Origin of the sequence: Sphaerisporangium sp. NPDC051011, from assembly GCF_040653595.1 — a bacterium.
Taxonomy (GTDB): Bacteria; Actinomycetota; Actinomycetes; order Streptosporangiales; family Streptosporangiaceae; genus Sphaerisporangium.
In genome coordinates this window covers 107,224-130,745 of record NZ_JBFAGG010000014.1, presented here as the reverse complement: position 1 = coordinate 130,745, position 23,522 = coordinate 107,224, and the positions used below count along the sequence as shown (strand labels likewise).

Below are 23,522 nucleotides of genomic sequence, written 5' to 3'. Positions count from 1 at the left end.
CGACGTTCACGTTCGATTCGCGTTCGCGACGCGGGCGTTCGTTCGCGACCTGCGACCGTCCGCGGCCGGCGTCCGTGCGCGACCTGCTATGGTCCGCGGCCTGCGACGCCGGGCCGGGCGTACGGGCCATGCCGCCCACGGTCAGGCCGACGGCCGTGCCGGAGAAAGTTATCCGAATGCTTACCTGCGAACCGCCACGATGCGCGCATGAGCGCTGAAGGCACGCCGCTGCGGCGGCGGGCGCTGGCGGCGATCGTCGCCGTCACCGCCCTGGCCGTGCTGCTGTTCGCCGCGCCGCTGGCGGTCTCGGTGGACCAGCTCTACCACGACGAGACCGCCGCGGCGCTCCAGCGCGACGCCGCCTGGATCGCCGCAGCCGTGCCGGACGACGTGGGCAAGGACCCTCGCCTGCCGGCGGCGTTGCCCCGCGACATCGCCGCCGACCTCACCGTCGGCGTCTACACGGTCAACGGGGCCCGCCGCCTGTTCGGCGCGGGCCCGGAGACCTCCGCCCTCGCCGCGATCAGCCGCGACGGGCGCACGCACCAGCGCATCGAGGACGGCTACCTCGCCGTGACGGCCCCGATCCCCTCGGACGAAGGGATCAGGCTGGCCGTCCGGGTCGCCGTCCACCACGACCTGATCGAGGACCGGATCCACCGGGCGTGGCTGTTGATGGCCGCGCTCGGGCTGGTCGCGCTCGGCCTTGCCGCCGGCATGGCCATCTACCTGTCCCGCCGGCTCGCCACGCCGCTGGAACGCCTGACCGGCGCGGCCCTGGCGCTCGGCGACGGCGACTTCACCGTACGGGCCCCGCGATCGGGGCTGCGCGAGGCCGACCAGGCGGGGGAGGCGCTGGAGGCCACGGCCCGGCGGCTGGGCGACGTGCTGGCCCGCGAGCAGGCGTTCAGCGCCGACGTCTCCCACCAGTTGCGCACCGGCCTGACCGGTCTGCTGCTGGGCCTGGAGTCGGCGCTCGCCCGCCCGGCCGCCGACCAGACCGACGCCATCCGGACCGCCCTGGCCCGGGGCGAACGGCTGCGGACGGTGATCGAGGACCTGGTCACCCTGGCCCGCCACACCCACGCCGGGGGGCGCCCGCTCGACCTGCCGGCCCTGGCGGAGGAGGTGCGCCGGCACTGGCACGGCCTCCTGGCGGAGCGCGGCCGGCGCCTGACCATCCGGATCGAGCCCGACCTGCCCCCGGTGACCGCCGCCCCGGCGGCCGTGCGGCAGATCCTCCTCGTGCTGCTCGACAACGCCCTGACGCACGGGACCGGCGAGGTCGTGATCACGGTCGCGGACGTCGGCCCGGGCGTGGCGGTGAACGTCGGCGACCAGGGGGAGGGCGTCCCGGAGGGGAAGGACGTGTTCGCCCGGCCGGCCTCGGCCCACGACGGCCACGGGATCGGGCTGCCGCTCGCCAGGTCTCTCGCGGAGGCCGAGGGCGGCCGCCTGGTGCTGCACCGCAACGCCCCGCCGGTCTTCAGCCTGCTACTGCCCGCCTCCCCGGCGTGATCAGGCCACCCGGTACGGCCGCGCGATGCCCGCGAGGCGGCGCGCGCGCCGATCAGTGCTCGTAGCGGTACCCGCGGCCCCGGACGGTGGTGATCCGCGGGACGCCCTTGTCCGACCGCGCGCCGGACTCCTCCAGCTTGCGGCGCAGCGCGAACACGTGCACGTCCAGGGTCTTGGTCGAGCCGAACCAGTTCTCGTCCCACACCCGGTCCATCAGCTCCTCGCGGGTGACGACCTCTCCCGCCTTGCTGACCAGCACCGCGAGCAGGTCGAACTCCTTGGGACGCAAGGTCAGCTCGGCTCCGTCCAGGAAGGCGCGCCGGGCCGGCAGGTCCAGCCGCAGGGGGCCCGCCGCCAGCGTGCGCTCCTGTGGGAGGACGGCCTGCCGCCGCAGGTGCGCGCGCAGGCGGGCCATCAGCTCGGCCAGGCGGAACGGCTTGGTCAGGTAGTCGTCGGCCCCGGCGTCGAGCGCGACGACCACGTCCAACTCCTCGGTGCGGGCGGTGAGCACGACGATCACGGCGTCGGGGACGGCCAGGCGGAGCTTGCGGCAGACGGCCACCCCGTCCATGTCGGGCAGCCCCAGATCGAGCAGGACGAGGGCGGGCGGGTCCGCCTGGGCGATGTCCAGCGCCGCCCGCCCGTCGGCGGCCAGTGTGGAGGCGTACCCGTTGACCTCCAGCGCCTCGGTCAGCTCGGCGCCGATCACCAGGTCGTCCTCCACCACGAGAACGCTCGCACCCGCCATGACTCGATCGTAGACGCCGCTCCGTCCGGCCCGGCCGCGTCACCGCCGCCGGGCCGCCGCGACGTATCAAGGGGGCGGCGCGGTCAGAGGATGCGCCAGTCGTGGTCGGGGGTGCCGTTGTCGGTGAACTGTTCGACGTTGGCGGAGTCGGCGGTGGACATGTCGTGGACGGCCAGCACCTTGCCGCTGTTGGCGTTCTGGACGCGCAGGGCGCCGGAGCCGCCGGTGTTGATCCTCAACCTCCACAGGTGGTCGGCGGTGCCGTTGTCGGCGAACTGGACGACCTGCGCCGAGTCGGCCGTGGACATGCCGGAGACGCCGAGGACCTTGCCGGAATGGACGTTGCGGATCCGGAAGTACCCGTTGGCGTCCGGGAGGAACGTCCACAGGTGGTCCTCGGTGCCGTTGTCGGAGTACTGCTGGACGCGGGCGGAGTCGGCCGTGGACATGTTCTCCACGGCCAGCACCTTCCCGGAGTGGACGTTCGAGATCCTGACCTGGCCGTCCGGGATGAGCCGCCAGTCGTGGTCGGCGGTGCCGTTGTCGGCGAACTGGACGACCTGCGCGGAGTCCGCGGTGGACATGCCGGAGACGCCGAGGACCTTGCCGCTGTTGCGGTTCCGCAGCAGCAGATACCCGTTGCCGCCGTCGACGAGCTGCCACTGGTGGTCCAGGGTGCCGGTGTCGGAGTACTGCTGGACGCGGGCGGAGTCGGCCGTGGACATGTTCTCCACCGCCAGCACCTTGCCGGACAGGACGTTGCGCAGCTTCACGTAGCCGCCGCCCGCGTCCTCGATCCGCCACAGGTGGTCGGCGGTGCCGTTGTCGGCGAACTGCACGACGTTGGCCGAGTCGGCCGTGGACATGCCGTCCACGCCGAGGACCTTCCCGGAGTTGCGGTTCTGGAGGCGGAAGGCGGCGCCCGGCGGCAGCCAGGGGCGGGTGCCGCCGGTCTGCGGGAAGGACGTGATGCGCAGCCGTGCCGCGCCCATCGGGATCAGTGTGACCTGCTCGACGGGTGTGGACGCGGCGACCGGGCCGTCCTGCAGCGGGGTGACCACGTGCTGCGCGTCGGCCTGCCAGGCGTCGATGCGCTGGGCGCCGGTGCGCAGCCGGACCGGCGCGCCGGCGGAGGTGAACGGGTCGTCGGCGTTGCCGCCGGCGACGACGGTGAACGTGCCGCCCTGGACGAGGCCGTAGTTCCATGGGGTGGTGGCGTGCACGTCGTATTCGGGGAACTGGGCGGATCCACCGGTTTGCACCCAGTTCTCGCCGATCTGCAGGGAGAAGGTCAGCGGGCCGTAGTTCACGGAGGCGGCGTTGTGCTGGGCCGGCCAGATCTTCACGGCCGGCTGCATGGGTAGCCGGAGGGTGACGGTGTCGCCGTTGGACCAGGTGCGGGCGACGGTCGCGTATCGGGGGCCGGGGCCCGCCGTCACCGGGGCGCCGTTCACGCGCAGGTCGGGCGCGGAGCACCAGCCCGGGATCCGCAGGACGAGCGGGAACGCCACCGGCGCGCCGAGGGCGAGCGTGAAGGTGACGGTGCCGGAGAAGGGGTAGTCGGTGCTCTCGGTGACGGTCACGCTCGCCCCGCCGGCGACCTTGGCGGTGACGGTGCACGGGCCGTAGAGGGCGGCGCAGAGCCCGCCGTCGCCCGTGGCCAGCCACATCTCTTCGAGGTAGTACGGCCAGCCCATGCCGTAGTTGTGCGGGCAGCACCGGTACTGGTCGACGCCGGGCCGGTAGGACTGCATGGCGAACCCGTTCTCGAACTGGCCCATGGTCTTGGGGCTGTTGTCCAGGTCGACGCAGTTGGCGCTGGTGATGTAGTGGACGGCCCTGCCCTGCGGGTCGAGCGCGGCGGGCAGCGAGTTGAAGGCCAGTTCCTCGGTGCGGTCGGCCCAGACCGGGTCGCCGGTGACGCGGGTGAGGATCTCGTGGCTGAGCATGTACTCGACGATCCCGCAGGTCTCGAACCCCTGCCGGGGGTCGCCGAAGCCGGGGCGGGCGTTCTCGTCCCCGGCGAAGCCGCCGCCGGGGAACTGGCCGTAGGCGTTCTGGACGGCGGCGTAGTCGTTGTACGTGGCCGTGCGGTGGCTCAGGTCGCCGGACAGGACCCAGTACTGGGCGGGCTCGCGGAAGCCCTGGGTGATGTTGACGTTGTGTTGGCTCGGGAGGTTGTTCACCCAGTTCGCGGAGTTGGCGTGGATCTTCCGGACGAGGTCGAGCAGGAAGCCTTCGCCGGTCCGGTTGTAGAGCCAGTAGACGACGTCGATGGTGTCGGCCCACCGGTAGGTGCCCCAGCCGTCCCGGAAGACGCCCGCGGGCTGGGCGTTCATGTACGTGAAGAAGCGGCCGAGGAAGGGGTTCACGCGTGCGTCGCCGGTGTACTCGGCGTGCGAGCGCAGGGCGTGCAGCATCGGCATGTGCGGCCAGAGGTCGGCGTGGCCGTTCAGCGAGGTGCGCAGCGGCTGCGGGCCGAAGAACCCGTCCGCGCTCTGGGTGCCGAGCACCCCGTTGATCCAGCGGTCGGCGGTGGCCAGCGCGGTGGCGTCGCCGGTGACGTACGCCAGGTCCACGTATCCGCGCAGCCAGTACGGCACCTCTTCCCAGCCGCCGAGGTTTCCGCGTGTCCATCCGGTGTTGTCGTATTGCAGGAAGTGGGAAATTTCGGGATAGCGACCGCAGAGCCCGGTGAGCTGGCGGTTCAGCTGGGTGGCCAGCCAGCCGCGGGCGCGGGTGGCGCCGGGCGGCAGGCGCAGGAATGCGGCGGGCTGGAGCGGGGCCCGGTTGCCGGGGTAGGCGGGCGCGGCGGCCGACGCCGGGGCGGCGGGCAGGCCGGCCGCGGCGATGCCCACCGCGGCGACGCCGCCCGCCAGGAAGGTGCGACGTGCGAGGGTCATGGTTCGGGTCCGTTCGGCCAGGGCGTCCCGCCCGGAGGGCGGTCCGGGCGGGACGAGTGTGGCGGGCCCTGGGTCAGGGAGCCCAGGGGGCGGCGAGGTGCCAGGTCACGTCGGCGTCGTAGGAGGTCGGCGAGTCGTAGGGGTGCGAGCCGCCGTTGGAGGCGATCCACACCTCGGCCGCGTAGTGCCGGATGTTGTTGTCGCCGAAGTTGAAGGAGTTGAGGGTGACGTCGCCCGAGCCGTAGCGGCCGGGCTGCGCGCAGAACGTGGCGTCCCGGTCGAACAGGACCGTGCCGTCACGAGCGTCGTTGCGGATGCGGAAGGCCGAATGGCGCAGGTAGTTCCCGGGGAAGTTGCGCGACTCGAAGGAGTAGCAGCTCGGCTCGGCCAGGCCCGGCCTGATGATGAAGGTGGCGTCGGCCTTGAGCGTGGCGTCGCTCGCGCCGGTGACCACCTCGGTGGTGCCGACCCCGTTGATGTGGCGCAGGTAGCGGTCGGTGAACCCGGGCGTCACGACCTGCAGGGACCGCGCCTGCCCGGTGGGCAGGTCCGCGCCGCTGACCCACCAGGGCGAGGTGACCGCCCAGGTCGCGTCCTCCGCGAAGCTCGCCGGGTTGTCCCACGGGTTGGCGCCGCTCTTGTTGGAGATGTACACCTCGGAGTTGATGTGGCGCAGGTACCGGCCGGGGAGGTTGTAGGACTCCAGCGAGCTGCCGCCGCCGGCGAGCCCCGCGCGGACGCAGAACGTCGCGTCGGCCTTGAACAGCGCCGAGCCGTCGTTCGCGTCGCGGCGCACCCGGTGGTTGTAGTGCCGCAGGAACTGCCCGGGGGCGCTGCGCGACTCGAACGACACGCAGCCGGCGTCGGCCAGGCCCGGCCGCGTCCAGAAGGTGCTGTCGCGCTTGAGCGCGTCGGAGGACGCGGCGTCCACGACCGAGGTCACGCCGAGCCCGGCGGAGAGGCTGAGCGACCTGTCGGTGTACCCGCTGGTGGTGACCTTGAGCGACACGAGCCGGTTCACGGGGACGTAGGTGCCCTGCGCTGCGTTCACGACCGAGGTGTTCACCGCCCGCACCTGGGCGAAGTCCATCTTCTCGATCCGCCGGTCGTAGGTGTAGAAGCCGTTGACCTCGTTCTCGACGTCGGTCGGCTCGGTGTACACCGACGCGGACAGGCCGTGCGTGAAGATCAGGTCGCGCAACCGGCCGGTGATGTCGACGTACCGCTGGGTGAGCGCGGCGGAGGTGGGCAGCAACTCGTAGCCGAACCCGTTGCCGGGCGACCACTCGTGGCCGGACACCCGCAGGCCGAGGCCGCCGTACTCGCCGAGCACCGCGACGCGGGTCGCGGTGGGCATCTGAGGGCTGCCCGGCCCCACATAGATGTGGTCGTCGATCGTGTCGCCGTTGCCGCCATCGAACCCGCAGCAGTTGGAGCCGGAGTTGTTGGTGACCAGCCGGGTGGGGTCCCAGCTCTTCACCAGGTCGGCGATCCGCGCCGGGTCGTACTCGCCCCAGCCCTCGTTGAACGGCACCCACAGCACGATCGAGGTGATGCCTTTGAGCTGGTCGACCATACGGCGCAGCTCGGACTCGAAGTTCGCGCGGTCGGCGGTGGACGGGTTGACGCCGGTCCGCATCGACGGCATGTCCTGCCACACCATCAGCCCGAGCCGGTCGGCCCAGTAGAACCAGCGGGCGGGCTCGACCTTGATGTGCTTGCGCACCATGTTGAAGCCCAGGGACTTCTGCTTCTCCAGGTCGAAGCGCAGGGCCTCGTCGGTGGGCGCGGTGTAGATGCCGTCCGGCCAGAAGCCCTGGTCGAGGGTGCCGAGCTGGAACACGAACTTGCCGTTCAGGACCGGCCGCAGCACGCCGCCCACCATGGCCTTGCCGATGGAGCGCATGCCGAAGTAGCCGCCGACCACGTCGCCGCCCCCCTCGCCGGTCAGGGTGACGCGCAGGTCGTACAGGAACGGGTCGTCCGGGGTCCACAGGCGCGGGTTGGGGATCGGCACGCGCAGAAGCCGCCCGGGAGTCCCGGTGGCCGAGGCCACCACGGCGCCGTTCTTGAGCACCTCGGCCCGCACGCCCTGCGCGGTGCCGCTGACCTGCGGGACGAGGTCCAGGGCGCCGGCGGCGAGGTTGGGGGTGGTGTCGAGGCGGGTGACGCGGGCGGCCTTGGTCGGCTCGATCCACACGGTCTGCCAGATGCCGCTGGAGGCGGTGTAGAAGATGCCGCTCGGGTTCAGCCGCTGCTTGCCCAGCGGGTACCCGGCGGCGTCGACCGGCGCGTACACGCCGACGACGATCTCGTTGGTGCTGTACCCGCGGTTGAGCGCGCCGGTGATGTCGAAGGTGAAGGCGTCGTAGCCGCCGCTGTGCGTGCCGACCTTGACGCCGTTCACCCATACCGACGCCTGGTACATCACGGCGCCGAAGTTGAGCTGGACGCGCTGCCCGTTCCACCCGGGCGGGACGGTGAACGTGCGGCGGTACCACATGTTGTTCTCGTGCCGCTTGATGCCCGACAGCGCCGACTCGATCGGGTACGGGACCAGGACGGTCTCGGCGAGGTTCCGGCCGATCGGCGGGCTGTTGAGGTCGGCGGCGCCGGCGAACTGCCACTGGCCGTTGAGGCTCTGCCAGTCCGGGCGGGTGAGCTGCGGGCGGGGGTACTCGGGCAGCGGGTTGGTGAGCGACACCTGGCTCGTCCACGGCGTGGTCAGCGGCGGCGTCTTGGGGATGTAGTCGGCGTGCGCGGGCGCGGCGGTGACCAGCGTCCCGGCGAGCAGCGCCACGACGGCGGTGAGAACCTTGATCAGTCTCATCGGCTGGGCTCCTGCGGTCGGCGGGATCCGGTGCTGGGCTTCGGGGGTGGCTGCGACATGGCTCGTCCTCGGATCGGGGGGATGGATGGAGTACGAGTGAGCGGGTGGGGTGCGAGCCGCCGGCCTGGGAGCGTGCCGGGACTCGCGCGGACATGTGTTTTGCGGGGTCAGCGGCGGCCGTGGGACAGGGTTCGCTGGACGACCACGACGACCAGCAGGAACGCGCCGCTGACCACCGACTGGAAGTTGCCGTCCAGCGTGCCGATCTGGTTGATGATGTTCTGGATGACGTTGCGCAGAAGTACGCCGAACAGGGTGCCGATCAGGGTTCCCGCGCCGCCGGTCAGCAGGGTGCCGCCGATCACCACGGCGGCGATCGCGTCCAGTTCGGTGCCGACGCCGATGACGGTTACCCCGGACTGCAGGTAGGCGGCGGTCATCGCGCCGGAGAACCCGGCCAGCAGGCCGCTGAGCACGTACACGATGATCTTGGTGCGGGCGACGGGGAGCCCCATCAGCACGGCCGAGCTCTCCGAGCCGCCGGTCGCGAACAGGGCGTGCCCGAACCCGGTCCGCCGCAGCAGGAGGCCTCCGGCGACGAACAGGGCCAGCGTTATGTAGACGGGGTAGCCGATGCCGAACAGGACGCCCCGGCCGATCTCCAGGAACACCTGGTCACTGTCGATCTTGTAGGTGGTGGCGCCCTCGCCGGTGATGGCCAGCAGCAGTCCCCGGGCGAACAGCAGGGTGGCGAGGGTGGCGATGAACGGCGCCATCGCGGCGCGGGCGACGAGCAGCCCGTTGATCAGGCCGATCAGCCCGCACACCGCCAGCGGCAGCAGCAGCGCGCCGAAGAAGCCCCAGCGTGAGCCGTAGGCCGCCAGCACCCCGCCGAGCGCGTAGACCGAGCCGACGGACAGGTCGATGCCGCCGGAGATGATCACCAGGGTCATGCCGAGCGCGATCACGGCGAGGAACGAGCTCTGCAGCGCGAGCGTCCGCAGGTTGCCCGCCGTGCCGAAGCCGGGGAAGGTGATCCACGCCACGGCCATCACCGCGGCGAAGACCAGCGCGGCGCCCTGCCGCTGGAGCAGCCCGGCGACGAGCTCACGGCGGGCCGCCCCCCGCGTGGCGCGGCCGGGCGCCGGGGCGCTCTCGTGGAATCCGGTGGGGGTGGTCGAGGTGCTCATCGGCCGCTCCGTTCGCGCGCCACGTACACCGCGACGACGATGATCGCCGCCTGGACCATCTGCGCGCTGGAGTCCGGCAGGTTGTGTTTGATCATGGTCGCGTACAGCAGTTGCATGAGCAGCGCCCCGGCGACCGTGCCGGCGACCCGCACCCGGCCACCGGACAGGGGAGTGCCGCCGACCACGACGGCCGTGATCGCCGACAGCTCCATCAGCATGCCGGTGTCGGCGGGGTCGCCCGCGCCGAGACGGGCGGTGGCCAGCACGCCCGCGAGCGCGGCGAGCAACCCGCAGATCGCGTACACCGTGACCAGCACCCGCCGCACCGGCAGCCCGGCGAGGGCGCTGGCCGAGCGGTTGCCGCCGATCGCGACGATCCGCCGGCCGAGGGCGGTCCGGCGGATCAGCAGCCCGGTCAGCACCGCGAGGACGGCCGCGACGACGACGCTGATCGGGATGCCGAGCAGGTCTCCGGAGCCGAGGTTCAGGAAGGCGGGGTTGTGGATGTCCACGAGCCGCCCCTGGGCCATGACCAGGGCCAGGCCCCGGCCGCCGACCAGCAGCGCGAGCGTCGCGATGATGGGCTGGATCCCGACATAGGCGACCAGGACGCCGTTCAACACGCCCGCGACCAGGCCCGCGATCAGGGCCATGGCCAGCGCCGGCACCAGGCCGTAGCCGAGGTAGAGCGGGATCAGCGCGGCGGCCAGCGCCATGACCGCGCCGACCGACAGGTCGATGCCCTCCGTGCCGATCACGAGGGCCATGCCGAGGGCCACGATGACGATCGGGGCCACCTGCACGAGCTGGGTCCGGAAGTTGCCGAGCGACAGGAAGTTGGAGGTGAAGGCCACGTTGAACAGCAGCAGGGCCGCGACGGCGACGTACACCCCGTACTCCTGCAGCCGGTTCGCGTGGGCGCGCCGGGCGCGCGCTGGTGAGGCCAGGGCCGCGTCACTCATCGGGGTCCCCTTCGGTTTCGGAGGGGTGCGCGAGCGCCGCCAGGACGCCGCCCTCGGTGACCTGGTCGCCCCGGAGGTCGCCGACGACGGCGCCGTCGCGCAGGACCACCAGCCGGTCGGCGCCGTCGATCAGCTCCTCCATGTCGGAGGAGATCAGCAGGACGCCCATGCCCTCGGCGGCGAGTTCGTCGATCAGCTTCTGCACCTCGGCCTTGGCGCCGACGTCGATGCCTCGGGTGGGTTCGTCCAGCAGCATCACCGCGGGCTGTGTGCACAGCCAGCGCGCGAGCAGCACCTTCTGCTGGTTGCCGCCGGACAGCTCGGAGACCTTCTGCTCGGGGCTGGAGATCTTGATGCGGAGGCGCTTGACGAAGATGTCCACGATCTTGTCCTGCTTGGCCCGGCTGACCAGGCCGTACCTGGATAATCGGGGCAGCGCGGCCAGGACGATGTTCTCGCGGACGGACAGGTTGGGGATGATCCCGTCGGCCTTGCGATCCTCGGGCAGCATCGCCATGCCCGCGGAGATCGCCGCGGACGTGCTCCCGGGCCTGACCGCCTTCCCGGCGAGCACCACCGAGCCGGCGTCCAGGGGCAGCGCGCCGAAGAGCGCCCGGGCCGTCTCGCTGCGTCCCGAGCCGAGCAGCCCGGCCAGGCCGACGATCTCCCCGGCCCGGACGGTCACCGAGACGTCCGCGAGCCGGTGACGGCTGGAAAGGCCCTCGGCGCGCAGCAGCGTCTCGGCCGCCGCGTGACGGTCCTCGCCGAAGCTCGTCACGCCATGGGCCCGCACCTCGCCGATCTCGCGGTCGAGCATCATCGAGACCAGGGAGAGCCGGTCGACCTCGGCCAGCGGGCCGGTGTGCACGAGCTTGCCGTCCCGCAGCACGGTCACCTGGTCGCAGATCCGGTACAGCTCGTCCATGCGATGGCTGACGTAGAGGATCGCGATGCCCTGCCGGTGCAACCGGCCGATCACCTCGAACAGCGTCTCCACCTCGCGGGGCTCCAGCGACGAGGTCGGCTCGTCCATGATGACCACCCGCGCGTCCACCGACACGGCCCTGGCCAGCGCGACCATCTGCTGGGCGCCGACGCCCAGACTGCCGAGCGGCCGCCGCACGTCCTCGGTGATGCCGTACCCGGCGAGCAGGTCGGCGGCCATCGCGTGCATCCGGGACCGGGAGATCAGCCCCAGGGCGTCCCGGGGTTCGCGGCCGAGGAAGACGTTCTGCGCGATGCTCATCAGCGGCACCAGGTTGACCTCCTGGTAGATCGTCGAGATCCCCGCCCGCTGCGCCTGGATCGGCGTGCCGAACACCACCGGCCGCCCATCGCGCAACAGTTGCCCGCCGTCCGGCTGGTAGACGCCGGTGAGCACCTTGATCAGGGTGGACTTGCCGGCTCCGTTCTCCCCGACCAGGGCGTGGACCTCACCGGAGCGCAGCCGGAACGACACCCGGTCGAGCGCCCGCACTCCGGGGAACTCCTTGCTCACCTCGACGACCTCGAGCACTGGTACGTCCATTTCGTCCACACAACCCTCCGTTCTCAGGACGAGCCGGACGCACCCCCTACCGGGATCCGGCCGGCGGACAAGGTCAGTAGGAGTTCGCCAGCTTGGACGCCGCGTTGGTCTCGTCGTACTCGTCGTCGGCGATGATCACGTTCGGCGGGATCGGCGTGCCGTCCACGAACTGCTGGAGGGTCTGGAAGGCGAGCTGCCCGAACCGCGGGTTCGACTCCACGACGGCGTTGTAGGAGCCCTCGGTGATCAGCTTGACCGCGTTGCGCGTGCCGTCGATCGAGACGATCTTGATGTCCTTGCCCGGCTTCTTCCCTGCCGCCTTGATGGCGTTGACCGCGCCGACGCCCATCTCGTCGTTCTCGGCGTACACGGCGGTGAGGTCGGGGTGGCTCTGAAGCAGCTGCTCCGTCACCGCCTGCCCCTTCGAGCGGTCGAACTCGCCGGTCTGCTCGGCGACGATCGAGATGCCGGGGGTGCCGGCCACCTTGTCCTTGAAGCCCTTGGTCCGGTCGGTGGTCACGTTGTTCCCGGACGAGCCGAGTAAGATCGCCACCTTGGCCGTGCCGCCGGTGACGCGGATCATCTGGTCGGCCGCCCGCTCGCCCTGCTTGACGAAGTCGGAGCCGATGAAGGTCAGGTAGTCGGTGCAGGGCTGCGAGGTGACCTTGCGGTCGATCGTGATGACCGGGACCTTCTTGGCCTTGGCCGCGTCCAGCGCGGGCTGCAGGCCGTCGGAGTTGAGCGGGGCGACGATCAACGCCTGGGCGCCCTGGTCGAGCATGGACTTGATGTCGCTGACCTGCTTGTTCAGGTCGCTCTGGGCGTTGGTGACCAGCAGGTTGCCCGTGGGGACGCCCAGCTTGGCGGCCTCGTCCTTGATCGACTGGGTCTCGGCGATCCGGAACGGGTTGGCCTCCTTCTCGGACTGCGAGAACCCGATCTTCGCCGTCTTCAGGTCGATCTTGGGGTAGCCGGTCCCCGCGAGCGTGCAGCCGGTCCCGGTCGGCTGCGCGGAGGCGGCCGTGGCGGCGGGCCCGGTGTTCGTGGCGGTGGACGTGCCCTCCTCGCTCTTCGCGCAGGCGGTGAGCGTGAGAGCGATCACCGCGGTGACGGCGACGCCGGCCGGGATCCGTTGTCTGATGGCTGTCATATGAGCTCCTCTGGTCGTTCCCCGCGGGGCTGTTCGAGACGCGGGCGTAGTACGCCGTCCCGGCCGGTCGTGACGCGTCACCAACTTTTTTACGACGTTGTAGCAACGTTGTAAATAGGGAAAAAACGTCTAGGCTTGCGTTGACATAACAGATCCGTGAAGGGATCCGCGTGAGGGCCGCCACACTCAAAGACGTCGCGGAGCTGGCCGGCGTCTCGGTGAAGACCGTGTCGAACGTGGTCAACGGCTATGCGTTCGTCAAGCCGGAGAACCGCCGCAAAGTGGAAGAGGCGCTGATCGCCACCGGCTATCGGCCCAACATCGGCGCCCGCAACCTGCGTCGCGGCAAGACCGGCTTCATCGCCCTCGTCCTCCCCGAGCTGAGCATCCCGTACTTCGGGGAACTCGCCGGGCTCATCATCACCGCCGCCCAGGCCCACGGGTGGAACGTGCTCATCGAGCAGACCCAGGGCACCCGGGACCGCGAGCGCACCGCCCTCACCTCGATGGGCCCGCACATGATCGACGGCGCGATCCTCAGCCCCGAGGCCCTCTCGGCGGAGGACTTCGCCGACCTCGACTCCAGGGTGCCGCTGGTCATGGTCGGCGAGCACGCCGTGGACGTGCCGATCGACCACGTCGCCATCGACAACGTCCTCGCCGCGCGGACGGCGGTCGGCCACCTGGCCACGATCGGCAGGCGCCGGATCGCGGCGATCGGCCGCAACCCGACCCGCGGCACCGCGGCCCTGCGCCTGGAGGGGTACCGCGCGGCCCTCGGCGAGGCCGGGCTCCCGCAGGACGACGAACTCGACGTCCCCGTGCGCGAATACCACCGCGGGGAGGGCGCGCGGGCCATGAGCCACCTGCTCGACCTCCCCGAACGGCCCGACGCGGTCTTCTGCTTCAACGACCTGCTCGCCATCGGCGCCCTGCGGGCGGCGGCCGACCGCGGCGTCCGCGTCCCGGAGGACCTGGCGATCGTCGGCTTCGACAACACCGAAGAGAGCGCCTACAGCGTTCCGTCGCTGACCACGATCGCCCCCGACAAGAGGGCGATCGCCGAGGCCGCCGTCTCGCTCATCCACGCCAGGAGCGCCGAGGCCGCCGAGAACGCCGCGCCCTTCGACGTCCAGGACGTCCAGACCCCGTTCGCCCTGGAGATCCGCGAGAGCACCATCGGCCGGACGTGAGCCGCCGCCTCCTTCCGGAGCGACCTCCACGTGGCCGGCGCCGGGGCGACGCCGGCCACGTGACGGCGGGTCACTGCACGGCGAAGCGCTGTGCCGCGGTGCCGTTGCAGTCGTAGATCTGCAGGCGGGTGCCGTTGCCGGTCGCGCCGTTGGGGGAGTCGATACACCGGCCGGACTGCGGGTTCTGCATCGACCCGTTGGACAGTTGCACCCAGTTCTGCGCGCCGGTGTTGTTGCAGTCGTAGAGCTGCAGCAACGTGCCGTTCGCGGTGCCGCCGCCCTGCACGTCCAGGCAGCGGCCGAGGGTGCGCAGCGTCTGCCCGCTCCAGGTCCAGAACTGGTCCTTCGCGTTGGAGTTGCAGTCCCAGAGCTGGACGACGGCGTTGTTGCCGCCGGTGTCGTCGCCCGAGACGTCCACGCACTTGCCGCCGGGGCCGGCGATGTTCGCCCCGCCCGCGAAGGACCAGCGTTGCGCTGCGGAGCCGTTGCAGTCCCAGATCTGCAGCCGGGTGCCGTTGCCGGTCGCGCCGTTGGGGGAGTCGAGGCACCGGCCGGACCCGGCGTTCCTGATGGACCCGTCGGACTGCAGCACCCACTGCTGGTTGCCGGCGCCGGAGCAGTCCCAGATCTGGACCTTCGACCCGTTCGCGGTGGCGTTGTCCACGACGTCGAGGCACTTGCCGCCGTTGAACGTGCGCAGGGTGTTGCCGACCATCGTGTAGTGCTGGTCCACGGCGTAGGACTGGCAGTCCCAGAGCTGCACCGGCGCGCCGTTGCCGCCGTTGTCGTCGCCCGAGACGTCCACGCACTTGCCGCCCGGACCCGTGATCGGCTCCCCGGCGACCGTGCCGCCGCCTCCGCCGCCCGTGCCGAAGCTTCCGATCGTCATACCGGCCGACGCCGGGTTCGGCTGGTCGATCACCGGGGCGAACCCGCCCACGTCGTCGTAGGAGAAGCCGTACGCCAGGCGGTTCAGCGAGAAGTCGTGGATCGTCTTGCTGAAGAGGTTAGACGCGGACTGCCCGTAGAACCTCGCCGGGTCCGTCGTCGGCTGCGTGTCGAACATGACCCGGCCCGCCGTCGACAGCGTCGCCCGGTTCAGCGCCGCGCACACACGCGCGCCGACCGCGAGGATCGCCGCCTGGTCCGGCTGGTTCGGCGGCTGCAAGCCCCCGGCGCACGCGAAGGCGTCACTCGTCGCGGGCCTGGTGAGCGTGCCGATGACGTTGCCGGAAGTGCCCCTGAACGTCCAGTTCGCTCCGCTGGTCGTGCCGGTGAAGTCGCCCAGCGACGTCTGCACGTTCAACGTGTGCGTGGCGTAGTACGACCACACGGCGTTGACATAGGAGTCGAGGTACCCCGAGGGGAACGACCCCCTGGGGATGGCGTGCACGGGCGAGAGCACGCGCAGCGGGAGGCCGTCGGAGGTGCGCGTCGTGGTCAGGCCCGACCACGGCGACCCGAGCGCGCCGAACGCGTTCAGGATGCCGGTGCGGTTCCCGGTGATGCCCTGCGTCTGCGTCCTGTTGGCGGTGTCGGTGACGCTGACGGTCAGCGGGATGCTGAACATGTCGACCGTCGTGGAGTTGATGAAGATGCCCGTGCCGCCGCTGCTGGCCCGCGCGAACTCCGTCCAGTCGTACAGGATGTTGGCGTTCGGGTCGCTCGGGACCCAGGGCGCGGGCTCGACCAGGCCGTTCGTCGTCAGGAGGAACTGCAGCTTGTTCCCCATCGACAGGTAGACGCGGCCGCCGGACAGGCTCGGCGGCAGCATGACCGTCCTGCTCGCGCCGTTGCCCGGCCCGGGGATGGAGATGTCGGGGGCCAGCACGGGCCCGTTGGGCGTGGACGGGGGGAAGCTGTACGCGCGCCAGGTTCCCGACCCGTCCACGTATCCCTGCTGGCCGGTGGAGTTGCGGGCGATGACATAGATGTACGTCGCGTCGCCGCGGCCGGAGTTGTTGGTGACGGTGAAGGGCAACTGCGTGACGGCGGCGTCGGCCGCCCGCTGGCCCGAGGCGATGAGAACCGCCTGGGCCAGCATCATGACGGCGGCCAGAAGGCGCCACCGCCGGGACGATACGTGCATACCTCGGCTCCTCTGGGACCTGCGCACCCGGCCGCCGTCCTCGCCGCGCAAGGCGGCGGGACAACGGCGGGGGCATCGGGGTGGGGGGTGAAGGGAGCGGGTGCGGCACGGCCGACTTCACCGGCCGTGCCGTCGAGCTGTCAGCCTCGGCGCCACTTCTGGTTGGCGCCGCCGTGGCACTCCCACTGGATCAGGGGGGCGCGGTCGTTCGGGTTCCAGCCGCCGATGTCGACGCACTTGTTGGACTGAGGATTGACCAGGTCACCCGCGCCCGACAGGACGAACTGCTGCGCGCCCGTGCCGTTGCACGTCGCGATCTGGATCGCGGCGCCGTTGTCGCGGGATCCCCAGGCCACGTCCATGCACAGGTTGTTCTGCGAGCGGAGCGTGCCGCCGGTGAACGTCCACTTCTGCGCGATGGTGCCGTTGCAGGTGTACATCTGCAACTGCTTGCCGTCGCTGAAGTTCGCGTCGGGCACGTCGATGCACTTGTTGTTGAGGCTGCTGATCAGCGAACTGGTGCTCCCGCCGGTGGTCGTCAGGGTGAGGCCGTACGCGCCGAGGATCTCGTTGACCGGCTGGTAGACGGTGATGCCGCCGCTGGAGCAGTTGCCGGCGACGCCGGAGGTGACGCCCTGGGCCTGGTCCCCGGATATGAACGCGCCGCCCGAGTCGCCGGGTTCGGCGCAGGCCGAGGTCTGGGTGAGCTCGTAGACGAGCTGCCCGGAGTAGTTGACGGTCACGTTCTTGGACTGGACCACGCCGCAGCGCCAGCCCGTGGTGCGCCCGGACCGGCAGATCGACGCCCCGACCGGCGCCTCCTGCGAGCCGGCCACCGAGACGACGCCGCCGCCGTAGTTGTTGACCCAGGGGCGCGGCGTCCAGTTGCTGTTGGTCCGCACCCAGGCGTAGTCGTTGCCGGGGAAGGAAGAACCGGCGAAGGTGCCCTGGCTGACATTGTTGTTGCCCAGGGTGGGGCTCCCGGTCTGGCCGCAGTGGCCGGCGGTGACGAAGCCGCCGTTGTCCACCGAGAACCCGACCGAGCACAGGGTGTTGCCGTTGATGACGTACTGGTCGCCGCCGCGGAGGTCGTACACGGGACGGAGCGCCTCCCCGATGGAGATCCGCACCGCGCCGCGGTCGAGGTTCCCGGCCTTGACCAGGCGCTCGGCGGCGGCGGTGTCGGCCGCCGACACCACGATGGCGTTGGCCGCCGGGTCGGCGTACCAGCGGTAGACGTCCGTGCCGGCCGCGCCGGCGGCCCGGTCGAGCGCCGCCTTCGCCTCCGTCAGCTGCTTCTCGGTGCGTTGCACCGTCACGGGCAGCGCGCCGGCCGCGCTGACGAGGGCGGCGTCGCGGGTGTCGAGCACGCCCACCTTGAGCCGCTGCTGGGCCGCATCGTACCAGGCGCCGGCGAACCGGTCGGCCAGTCGCGTGCGCAGCCCCTTCTCGACGATGGCCGCGGCCGCCTCGTGGGCCTGGCGGATGTCCGCCTGCGCGGGGGTGAGGTTGAGGTCGCGTTGGAGGGCCTGCTGCTGGGTCACCGCCGAGGCGGCCGGGTCGGGGGAGGGGGCGGCGTAGGCGGTTACGGAGGGGAGGAGCGCGACGGCGAACACCGCCGCGCCGGTCAGCACGGTGAGTCTCACGACGATCCTTAGGGGGGGGTGGGATTGGCGTGAGAGCGCTCTCAATAAAGAAACTTTACAGTTCTACGAACGTCCGTCAACCCCTGAAAATCATCGAGATGCCGCCATGACCTGCCGGTTCGCCCGGCCGTCCAAGAATCGCCAGGTAGGAGACGGCGAGACTCTTACCGAAAACCGCGGCCCGTCCACGCGCAAATCGATTGCACTCCCGACAGCGCCTCCCGATCCGGGCACGCGGCGCGCGTCCGCCCCCGGCGGATGAGCCCGAGCCTGCGGCAACGGCGTGTGACGGCGCGTGTGCGCGGATGCTCGACGGCGGCCGAGCTGAAGCCGAGCCGTCACACGCTCGCTCACACACCGGTGCCGCAGAGTCGATGTCACGGGGGCCACCGGACGTGCCAGGGGCGGCGTGGAGCGCCGGCGGGTCTCGGCGGCCGTCGAGGCGCGATTACGCCAGGCCGCGGCCATGCTGCCGGCATCGGGGTCCGGTGAAGCACAAGCAAATGATCACGCACAGGGGGATGGGGACCTTGACCGCACAACCCGCGCAGACCGCGCGTCTCGCCGTGGACGACCTGAGAGAGGAGTTATCGAAGCCGATATTCAACCATGTACTGAAGACCTTCGTGGGGGAGGGGAAGCTCGACTACGAGCTGTACCTGAAGACCTCCGACCTGTTCACCCTGCAGTCCGGCACGGACGAACTCAGCTGCTCCGAGGAGCTGATGTTCCAGATCGTGCACCAGGTGCAGGAAATGTGGCTGAAGCTGCTGACGCACGAACTCACCGAACTGGTCGGGGAACTGGACGGAGACGCCCTGTGGGACGCGTCCGCCCGTCTTGAGCGGATCATCCGGATCAGCCACTGCCTGGGCGGCGAGTTGCACGTGCTGGACACGCTGACGCCCGACACCTACCAGACCATCAGACGGCACCTCGGCAACGGCAGCGGCCAGGAGTCCCCGGGATTCAACCGGGTGCGCGTGGCCGCCGAATACGTGGCCGAGACGATCGACCGGCTCGTCGACCGCCGCGGGACCTCGATCTACGACGTCTACGCGGTGCCGGACCCGGCGCGGCTCGACCTCAAGCGCGTGCTCGAGTGCCTCGTGGACGTCGACCAGGCCTATCAGACGTGGCTCTTCAACCACTTCATGCTGGTCCGCCGGACGATCGGCGTCAGCAGGGGCACGGCGGCGCTCGACGGGGTCTCCACGCAGATCCTGGCCGGCCGGATGACGCAGCCGCTCTTCCGCCGGCTCTGGAAGGTCCGGGAGCAGATGACCGCCACCTGGAACCGCGGCGGCGGGTACGCGCCGGGGGCGGAACGGACCACGCGGACGGGGCTGTGATGGACCAGACGACGCTGCGCGCGCAGTTCCCACTGCTGGAGAAATGTCTCTACCTGAACAGCAACTCGACCGGAGCGGTGCCCCGGGGCGTCGAGACGGTCCTGCGGCGATATTGGGAGACGCTGGCCGGCTGGCGGGACGAGGCATGGTCCGGCTGGCTGGAGCAGATGTACGCCTACGCCGACGCCGTGGCCGGTTTCATCGGCGCGCCCGCCGGCTCGGTCGTCACCGACCTCAACCTCAGCACTCTTCTCGCACGCGTGGCGACCTGCCTCGATTTCCGGGGCGGGCGCCCCAAGGTGATCACGACCGACCTGGAGTTCCCGACGGTTCCGTTCCTGTGGCGCGGTTTCGCCCGCTACGGGGCCGAGCTGGAGGTCGTGCACGTCGAGGGCCATGACGTGAGCGCGCTGGAGGCCGCCATCGACGAGCGCACCACGTGCGTCTGCGTCTCGCACGGCGCCTACGCCACAGGGGCGGTCCTCGACCTGGAACGGATCACCGCGCGTGCGCACGCGGCCGGAGCGTACGTCATCGTGGACGCCTACCAGACCGTGGGCACCGTTCCGCTGGACGTCACCGCCCTCGGCGTCGACTTCCTCCTGGGCGGCGCGCACAAGTGGATGTGCGGGGCGTCCACCGCGTTCCTCTACGTGCGCCCCGACCTTCTCCCCGAGCTCCGGCCCGCGGCGACCGGCTGGCTCGCGGGGGAGGACCCGACCGGTTTCGGCCCGGTGGCAGGGTGGGCCCCGGACGCCCGCCGCCTGGCCGGGGGCACGCCCATGCCCCTCGGGCCGATGATCTCCCGGGTCGGGCTCGACCTGCTGACCCTCGTGGGCATCGACGCGATCAGGCGCCACTCGCTGGCCTGCACCGACCGCGTCCTGGAGCGCGCCGACGCCGCCGGCATCCAGGTGCTCACGCCGCGCGACCCCGGCGGACGCGGAGGCGTCGTCTGCCTGCGCTTCCCGGGAGCCGAGCAGGTCAAGAAGGCGCTGGCGGACCGCGGCGCCGTGTGCAGCTGGCGCGGCTCCCTGCGGGTCGCGCCGCACATCTACAACACGATCGAGGAGGTCGACGCGTTCATGGACGCCGTCGAGGCCGAGAGGAGGCGGGCCCGCAGATGACCGGTACGACGTTGTCGCCGCGGGCGCTCATGAGCCTCCTCGCCAACGGCGCCAAGGCCGTGGACGTCGTGCGCACCGCGCTCGACCTCGGCCTGATCGACGCTCTGGAGGAGGGCGAGACCTGTGTGGCCGAGCTCGGCGCCCGGTTGGGCGTCGTCCCCGGGCGCCTGTACAAGCTCCTGGACTGCCTGGAGAGCCTCGGCATGGTCCGCGGCGAGGCCACCGGTGACGACTTCGCCCTGACCCGCTACCGGGCCGTGCCGGGCCTGCGTGAGGCGGCGGGCGTCGCCGGCCCGGGTTCGCTGGAGCTCGACCGCGACCGCTACCCGTGGCGGCTGTTGCACGGCAGGCTCACGGACGTGCTCCGCGGGGAGACCTCGATTCCCGAGGATGACTTCGCCTGGCCGCCGAAGGGACCCGAGCAACTGGCCGGCTTCGAACGCAGCATGGCGGCGGGCCTCGCCCCGTTCGTCCAGACGTTCGCCGCGCACGCGGCGCTGCTGTGGAACGCTCCCGCGCCGCGCCTGCTCGACGTCGGGGGCGGCGACGGCACGCTCGCCGCCCACCTGCTGGCGGGGTCCCCGGGACTGCGCGTGGACGTCTACAACCTGCCGGAGGCGGAGCCGCTGGTCGGCCGCACCCGGTGCGAAAGCCCGCACGGACACCGGCTCGGGTTCGTCGGCGGCGACTTCCTCGGCGAAGCCCTCCCGGCCGGGTACGACGCCATGTCGTTCGTCCGGGTCCTGCACGACTGGCCGGTCCCCACGGCGGGCGCGCTGCTCCGCAAGGCCCACGACGCCCTCCGGCCCGGCGGCCGGATCCTGATATGCGAGGAGTTCCGCACCCCCGAACGGCTCGCCGCCCAGTTCTTCTGGTCGTACTTCCTCATGGGCGTCGACGCGTGCGTCAGCCGCCTCTACGACGTCGAACACTACGTACGCCTTCTGCGGCGGACCGGCTTCGGAGACGTCACCGTGCTCCCCGGCCCGGTCGAGCTCATCGTCGCGACGAAGGACGCACGGCCCCTCGAACCGGTGGCGGAGTCCACCACGAATCCGTCCCGACGCCCGCACATGCTGGAGGAAAGGTGACCTGTGACATCCCGTTACGCACGCTGGCGGAGGGCTTCGCCGGGGAGGTGATCCTGCCCGGGGACGACGGCTACGAGTCGGCCCGCCGCGTGTGGAACAGGTCGATCGACCGCAGACCGGCCGTGGTCGCCCGCTGCCGCACGGCGGACGACGCCCGCTCCGCGCTGGCCGTCGCCCGTGACGCCGGCCTGGAGATCGCCGTCCGCGGCGGCGGGCACAGCTTCCCCGGCTTCTCCACCACCGAGGGCGGGCTCGTCCTGGACCTCGGCCCGATGAAGCGCATCGTCGTCGACCCGGCGAGCCGGACGGCCAAGGTCGGCCCCGGGGTGCGGTGGGGCGAGCTCACCACGGCCGCCGCGCGGTACGGCCTCGCGCCGGTCGGCGGGCACGTGGCCGACGTCGGGACCTACCTTTGCGGAACTGGAGGCATGCACTACCTGGACCCGTCAGCATTCAGGAACCACTCGATCGAGATCCTCCCCTTCCAGGCACCCACGTCGGGCATCTGGATGCGTGCCCGCGAGTTGAGCGCCCTACATGCTCTGATGCTTGTCGGGCCGCATGTCGTGCAGCAAGAGCTGGCGGCGTTACGGGCACGAGTCCGGGAGGGGATCCCTCTACAGTAGCCCCTCCGGTCTACCTGCCCACCGTGGCGACGGTCTGATTAGCCACCCTGCCTTGCTCTGGTGCAGACGGAGGTGACTGCGGTCGGCTGTGACGTGGGTTGTTACTTGTGCCGGTTGCTTATCGGGTAAGCGTTGAAGGGTGGGAGCGCGGTGCTTGACCACGACGGAGCGGCACGGGTGGGTGAACGAACCTCAGCCGGTCTGGTTAAGAAGGACAGCGCTGCCGACATGGCGTCGGCTGGGATGAGCACGCGAACGCGTCTGTTGCGCGAATTCGTGTCCCGGGTACTGATGAAACTCGACCTCACCACCCGGGTTCAGGCGGTCGTCTTCGCCTACGAGAGCGGCCTCGTCCGGCCCGGCGACCACGACCGCCCTTGAGCCCGAGGCGGGCGGCTATCAGGCGTCATTCGCGCCAGGCGTCAGGAATTAATGGGCGCCGAAGGCGTACTTCAGCGGGGGGATCACGGCCTGGGCGTTGGCGCCGCTGAACCATAGGCCGATCATGAAGGCGGCTGTCGCTTCGAGCAGTGCCGCGCGTTCGAGGGCGCCTCCGTCGATCGGCTCGCATCCGAGGCCGGTCACCAGGGTTCGGACGAGCGCGAGCGCGTCCGGGTCGTCCCCGCAGAGCGGCACCGCCAGCTTGACGCCGTCGAAGACGGGTGGCGTCATGCGCCAGACGTCCTCGTGGCACAGGTTGAACGCCTTGACGACGTGCGCGCGCGTCGCCGCCGCGACGCGTTCGGCCATCGAGGGACCTCCGGCCGTTTTCAAGGTGAGTTTCTCCGGCACGACCGGGTTGGTGCAGTCGACCAGCACGCGCCCCTGTAGCGTGCCGTCGGCCGCGCCGGCCGCGGCCAGGACGTCCTGGACGCCGTCGTCGCGGATGGCGAGTAACACGGCGTCGCCGAAGGTCGCCGCCTCGCGGAACGTGCCGACCCGGGCGGCGGGACCGATTCGCTCGGCGAGGGCCGCGGCCTTCTCCGGGGCCCGCCCGCTGACCATCAGTTCGTGGCCCGCACGGGCCCACTGGGTTCCGAGAGCGTCCGCCATCCGGCCCGCCCCGAGGATGCCGATGCGCATCCGTCCTCCTTCGCTCGACAAGGTGTAGGACGAAGGTAGACATTCCGATGGGTACCGTTCGGTGCCCGACGGGGGAGCGATCCTGGAGGCTCGGTGGACGACCGTTCCGCGGTGAGCGAGATGTTCCTCGCCGACTGCCAAGCGCGGCTCGCGTTCGACCTGATCGCCAACACGTGGAACGCCGTCGTGCTGTGGGGGCTGCGGGACGGGCCGCGCCGCCCCGGTGACCTGCGCGAGCGCATCGGCGGCATCAGCGCCAAGGTGCTGACCGAGACGCTGCGCCGCCTCGAGTACAACGGCCTCGTCTCCCGCCGCGCCTACGCCGAGGCGCCGCCGCGGGTGGAGTACGAGCTGACCGGCCTCGGCCGCACGCTGCTGGGCCCCATCGAAGCCTTCGGGGAGTGGGCTTTCGAGCACGGCGATGAGGTTCTCCAAGCACAGGACCGCGCCGACGCGGCCCTGCCCACCTTCTCCGCCGACTGATGT

At 71.0% G+C, this 23,522-nt stretch carries 17 protein-coding genes and 1 pseudogene; 8 read left to right on the top strand and 10 right to left on the bottom strand.

What is annotated here, in order from left to right; all coding sequences use genetic code 11:
• The first annotated feature begins 207 nt into the window (after positions 1-207).
• A complete protein-coding gene (locus AB0H21_RS29415) occupies positions 208-1,518 on the top strand; it encodes a HAMP domain-containing sensor histidine kinase (RefSeq protein WP_358522858.1) in 1,311 nt (436 codons plus the stop codon).
• 52 nt (positions 1,519-1,570) lie between these two features.
• Here the strand turns inward: AB0H21_RS29415 and AB0H21_RS29410 are convergent, their stop codons facing one another.
• The 7 genes from AB0H21_RS29410 to AB0H21_RS29380 all read right to left on the bottom strand — a co-directional run bounded on the left by AB0H21_RS29410 (position 1,571) and on the right by AB0H21_RS29380 (position 12,829).
• Positions 1,571-2,266, bottom strand: a complete 696-nt coding sequence (locus AB0H21_RS29410) for a response regulator transcription factor (protein WP_358522853.1) — start codon at positions 2,264-2,266, stop codon at positions 1,571-1,573.
• Between the two features lie 83 nt (positions 2,267-2,349).
• The gene (locus tag AB0H21_RS29405; protein ID WP_358522850.1) at positions 2,350-5,169 is read right to left on the bottom strand and encodes an RICIN domain-containing protein; all 2,820 of its coding nucleotides are present in this window, start codon (positions 5,167-5,169) and stop codon (positions 2,350-2,352) included.
• A gap of 73 nt (positions 5,170-5,242) precedes the next feature.
• On the bottom strand, positions 5,243-7,999 hold the full coding sequence (locus AB0H21_RS29400; protein ID WP_358522848.1) for an AbfB domain-containing protein: 2,757 nt from the start codon (positions 7,997-7,999) through the stop codon (positions 5,243-5,245).
• A gap of 167 nt (positions 8,000-8,166) precedes the next feature.
• Positions 8,167-9,189, bottom strand: a complete 1,023-nt coding sequence (locus tag AB0H21_RS29395; protein ID WP_358522845.1) for an ABC transporter permease — start codon at positions 9,187-9,189, stop codon at positions 8,167-8,169.
• Positions 9,186-10,151, bottom strand: coding sequence for an ABC transporter permease (locus AB0H21_RS29390; protein ID WP_358522842.1), 966 nt, complete (start codon positions 10,149-10,151; stop codon positions 9,186-9,188). The genes AB0H21_RS29395 and AB0H21_RS29390 overlap by 4 nt, the downstream gene beginning before the upstream one ends.
• Positions 10,144-11,679, bottom strand: coding sequence for a sugar ABC transporter ATP-binding protein (locus AB0H21_RS29385; RefSeq protein WP_358523153.1), 1,536 nt, complete (start codon positions 11,677-11,679; stop codon positions 10,144-10,146). Before AB0H21_RS29385 ends, AB0H21_RS29390 begins: the two co-directional genes overlap by 8 nt.
• 73 nt (positions 11,680-11,752) lie before the next feature.
• A complete protein-coding gene (locus tag AB0H21_RS29380; RefSeq protein WP_358522840.1) occupies positions 11,753-12,829 on the bottom strand; it encodes a substrate-binding domain-containing protein in 1,077 nt (358 codons plus the stop codon).
• A 170-nt stretch (positions 12,830-12,999) separates the two neighbouring features.
• Between AB0H21_RS29380 and AB0H21_RS29375 the strand changes: the two genes are divergently transcribed.
• A complete protein-coding gene (locus tag AB0H21_RS29375) occupies positions 13,000-14,022 on the top strand; it encodes a LacI family DNA-binding transcriptional regulator (protein WP_358522837.1) in 1,023 nt (340 codons plus the stop codon).
• Positions 14,023-14,092: 70 nt separating this feature from the next.
• Here AB0H21_RS29375 and AB0H21_RS29370 read toward each other — a convergent pair whose 3' ends face one another.
• Both AB0H21_RS29370 and AB0H21_RS29365 read right to left on the bottom strand, forming a co-directional pair.
• Positions 14,093-16,111 (bottom strand): beta-1,3-glucanase family protein, encoded by a 2,019-nt coding sequence (locus tag AB0H21_RS29370; RefSeq protein ID WP_358522835.1) that lies wholly within the window; start codon positions 16,109-16,111, stop codon positions 14,093-14,095.
• 140 nt (positions 16,112-16,251) lie between these two features.
• Positions 16,252-17,757 carry a ricin-type beta-trefoil lectin domain protein gene (locus AB0H21_RS29365; protein ID WP_358522834.1) on the bottom strand — a complete coding sequence of 502 codons (1,506 nt, stop codon included), beginning with the start codon at positions 17,755-17,757 and terminating at the stop codon, positions 16,252-16,254.
• Between the two features lie 530 nt (positions 17,758-18,287).
• Here AB0H21_RS29365 and AB0H21_RS29360 point away from each other — a divergent pair.
• The 5 genes and pseudogenes from AB0H21_RS29360 to AB0H21_RS29340 all read left to right on the top strand — a co-directional run.
• Positions 18,288-19,109 carry a tryptophan 2,3-dioxygenase family protein gene (locus AB0H21_RS29360; RefSeq protein ID WP_358522831.1) on the top strand — a complete coding sequence of 274 codons (822 nt, stop codon included), beginning with the start codon at positions 18,288-18,290 and terminating at the stop codon, positions 19,107-19,109.
• Positions 19,109-20,236 (top strand): aminotransferase class V-fold PLP-dependent enzyme, encoded by a 1,128-nt coding sequence (locus AB0H21_RS29355; RefSeq protein WP_358522829.1) that lies wholly within the window; start codon positions 19,109-19,111, stop codon positions 20,234-20,236. Before AB0H21_RS29360 ends, AB0H21_RS29355 begins: the two co-directional genes overlap by 1 nt.
• Positions 20,233-21,327: a methyltransferase gene (locus AB0H21_RS29350; protein WP_358522827.1), complete on the top strand. Its 1,095-nt coding sequence runs from the start codon at positions 20,233-20,235 to the stop codon at positions 21,325-21,327. Before AB0H21_RS29355 ends, AB0H21_RS29350 begins: the two co-directional genes overlap by 4 nt.
• Positions 21,324-21,953 (top strand): FAD-dependent oxidoreductase, encoded by a 630-nt coding sequence (locus AB0H21_RS29345; protein WP_358522825.1) that lies wholly within the window; start codon positions 21,324-21,326, stop codon positions 21,951-21,953. The genes AB0H21_RS29350 and AB0H21_RS29345 overlap by 4 nt, the downstream gene beginning before the upstream one ends.
• A 282-nt stretch (positions 21,954-22,235) precedes the next feature.
• Positions 22,236-22,334, top strand: a pseudogene (locus AB0H21_RS29340) (DNA-binding response regulator); the annotation flags it as partial.
• Between the two features lie 48 nt (positions 22,335-22,382).
• On the opposite strand, the gene AB0H21_RS29335 reads toward AB0H21_RS29340, so the two are convergent.
• Positions 22,383-23,036: an NAD(P)-binding domain-containing protein gene (locus AB0H21_RS29335; protein WP_358522823.1), complete on the bottom strand. Its 654-nt coding sequence runs from the start codon at positions 23,034-23,036 to the stop codon at positions 22,383-22,385.
• 93 nt (positions 23,037-23,129) lie between these two features.
• Here AB0H21_RS29335 and AB0H21_RS29330 point away from each other — a divergent pair, with 93 nt between their 5' ends.
• A complete protein-coding gene (locus AB0H21_RS29330) occupies positions 23,130-23,519 on the top strand; it encodes a helix-turn-helix domain-containing protein (protein WP_358522820.1) in 390 nt (129 codons plus the stop codon).
• Positions 23,520-23,522: the final 3 nt, after the last annotated feature.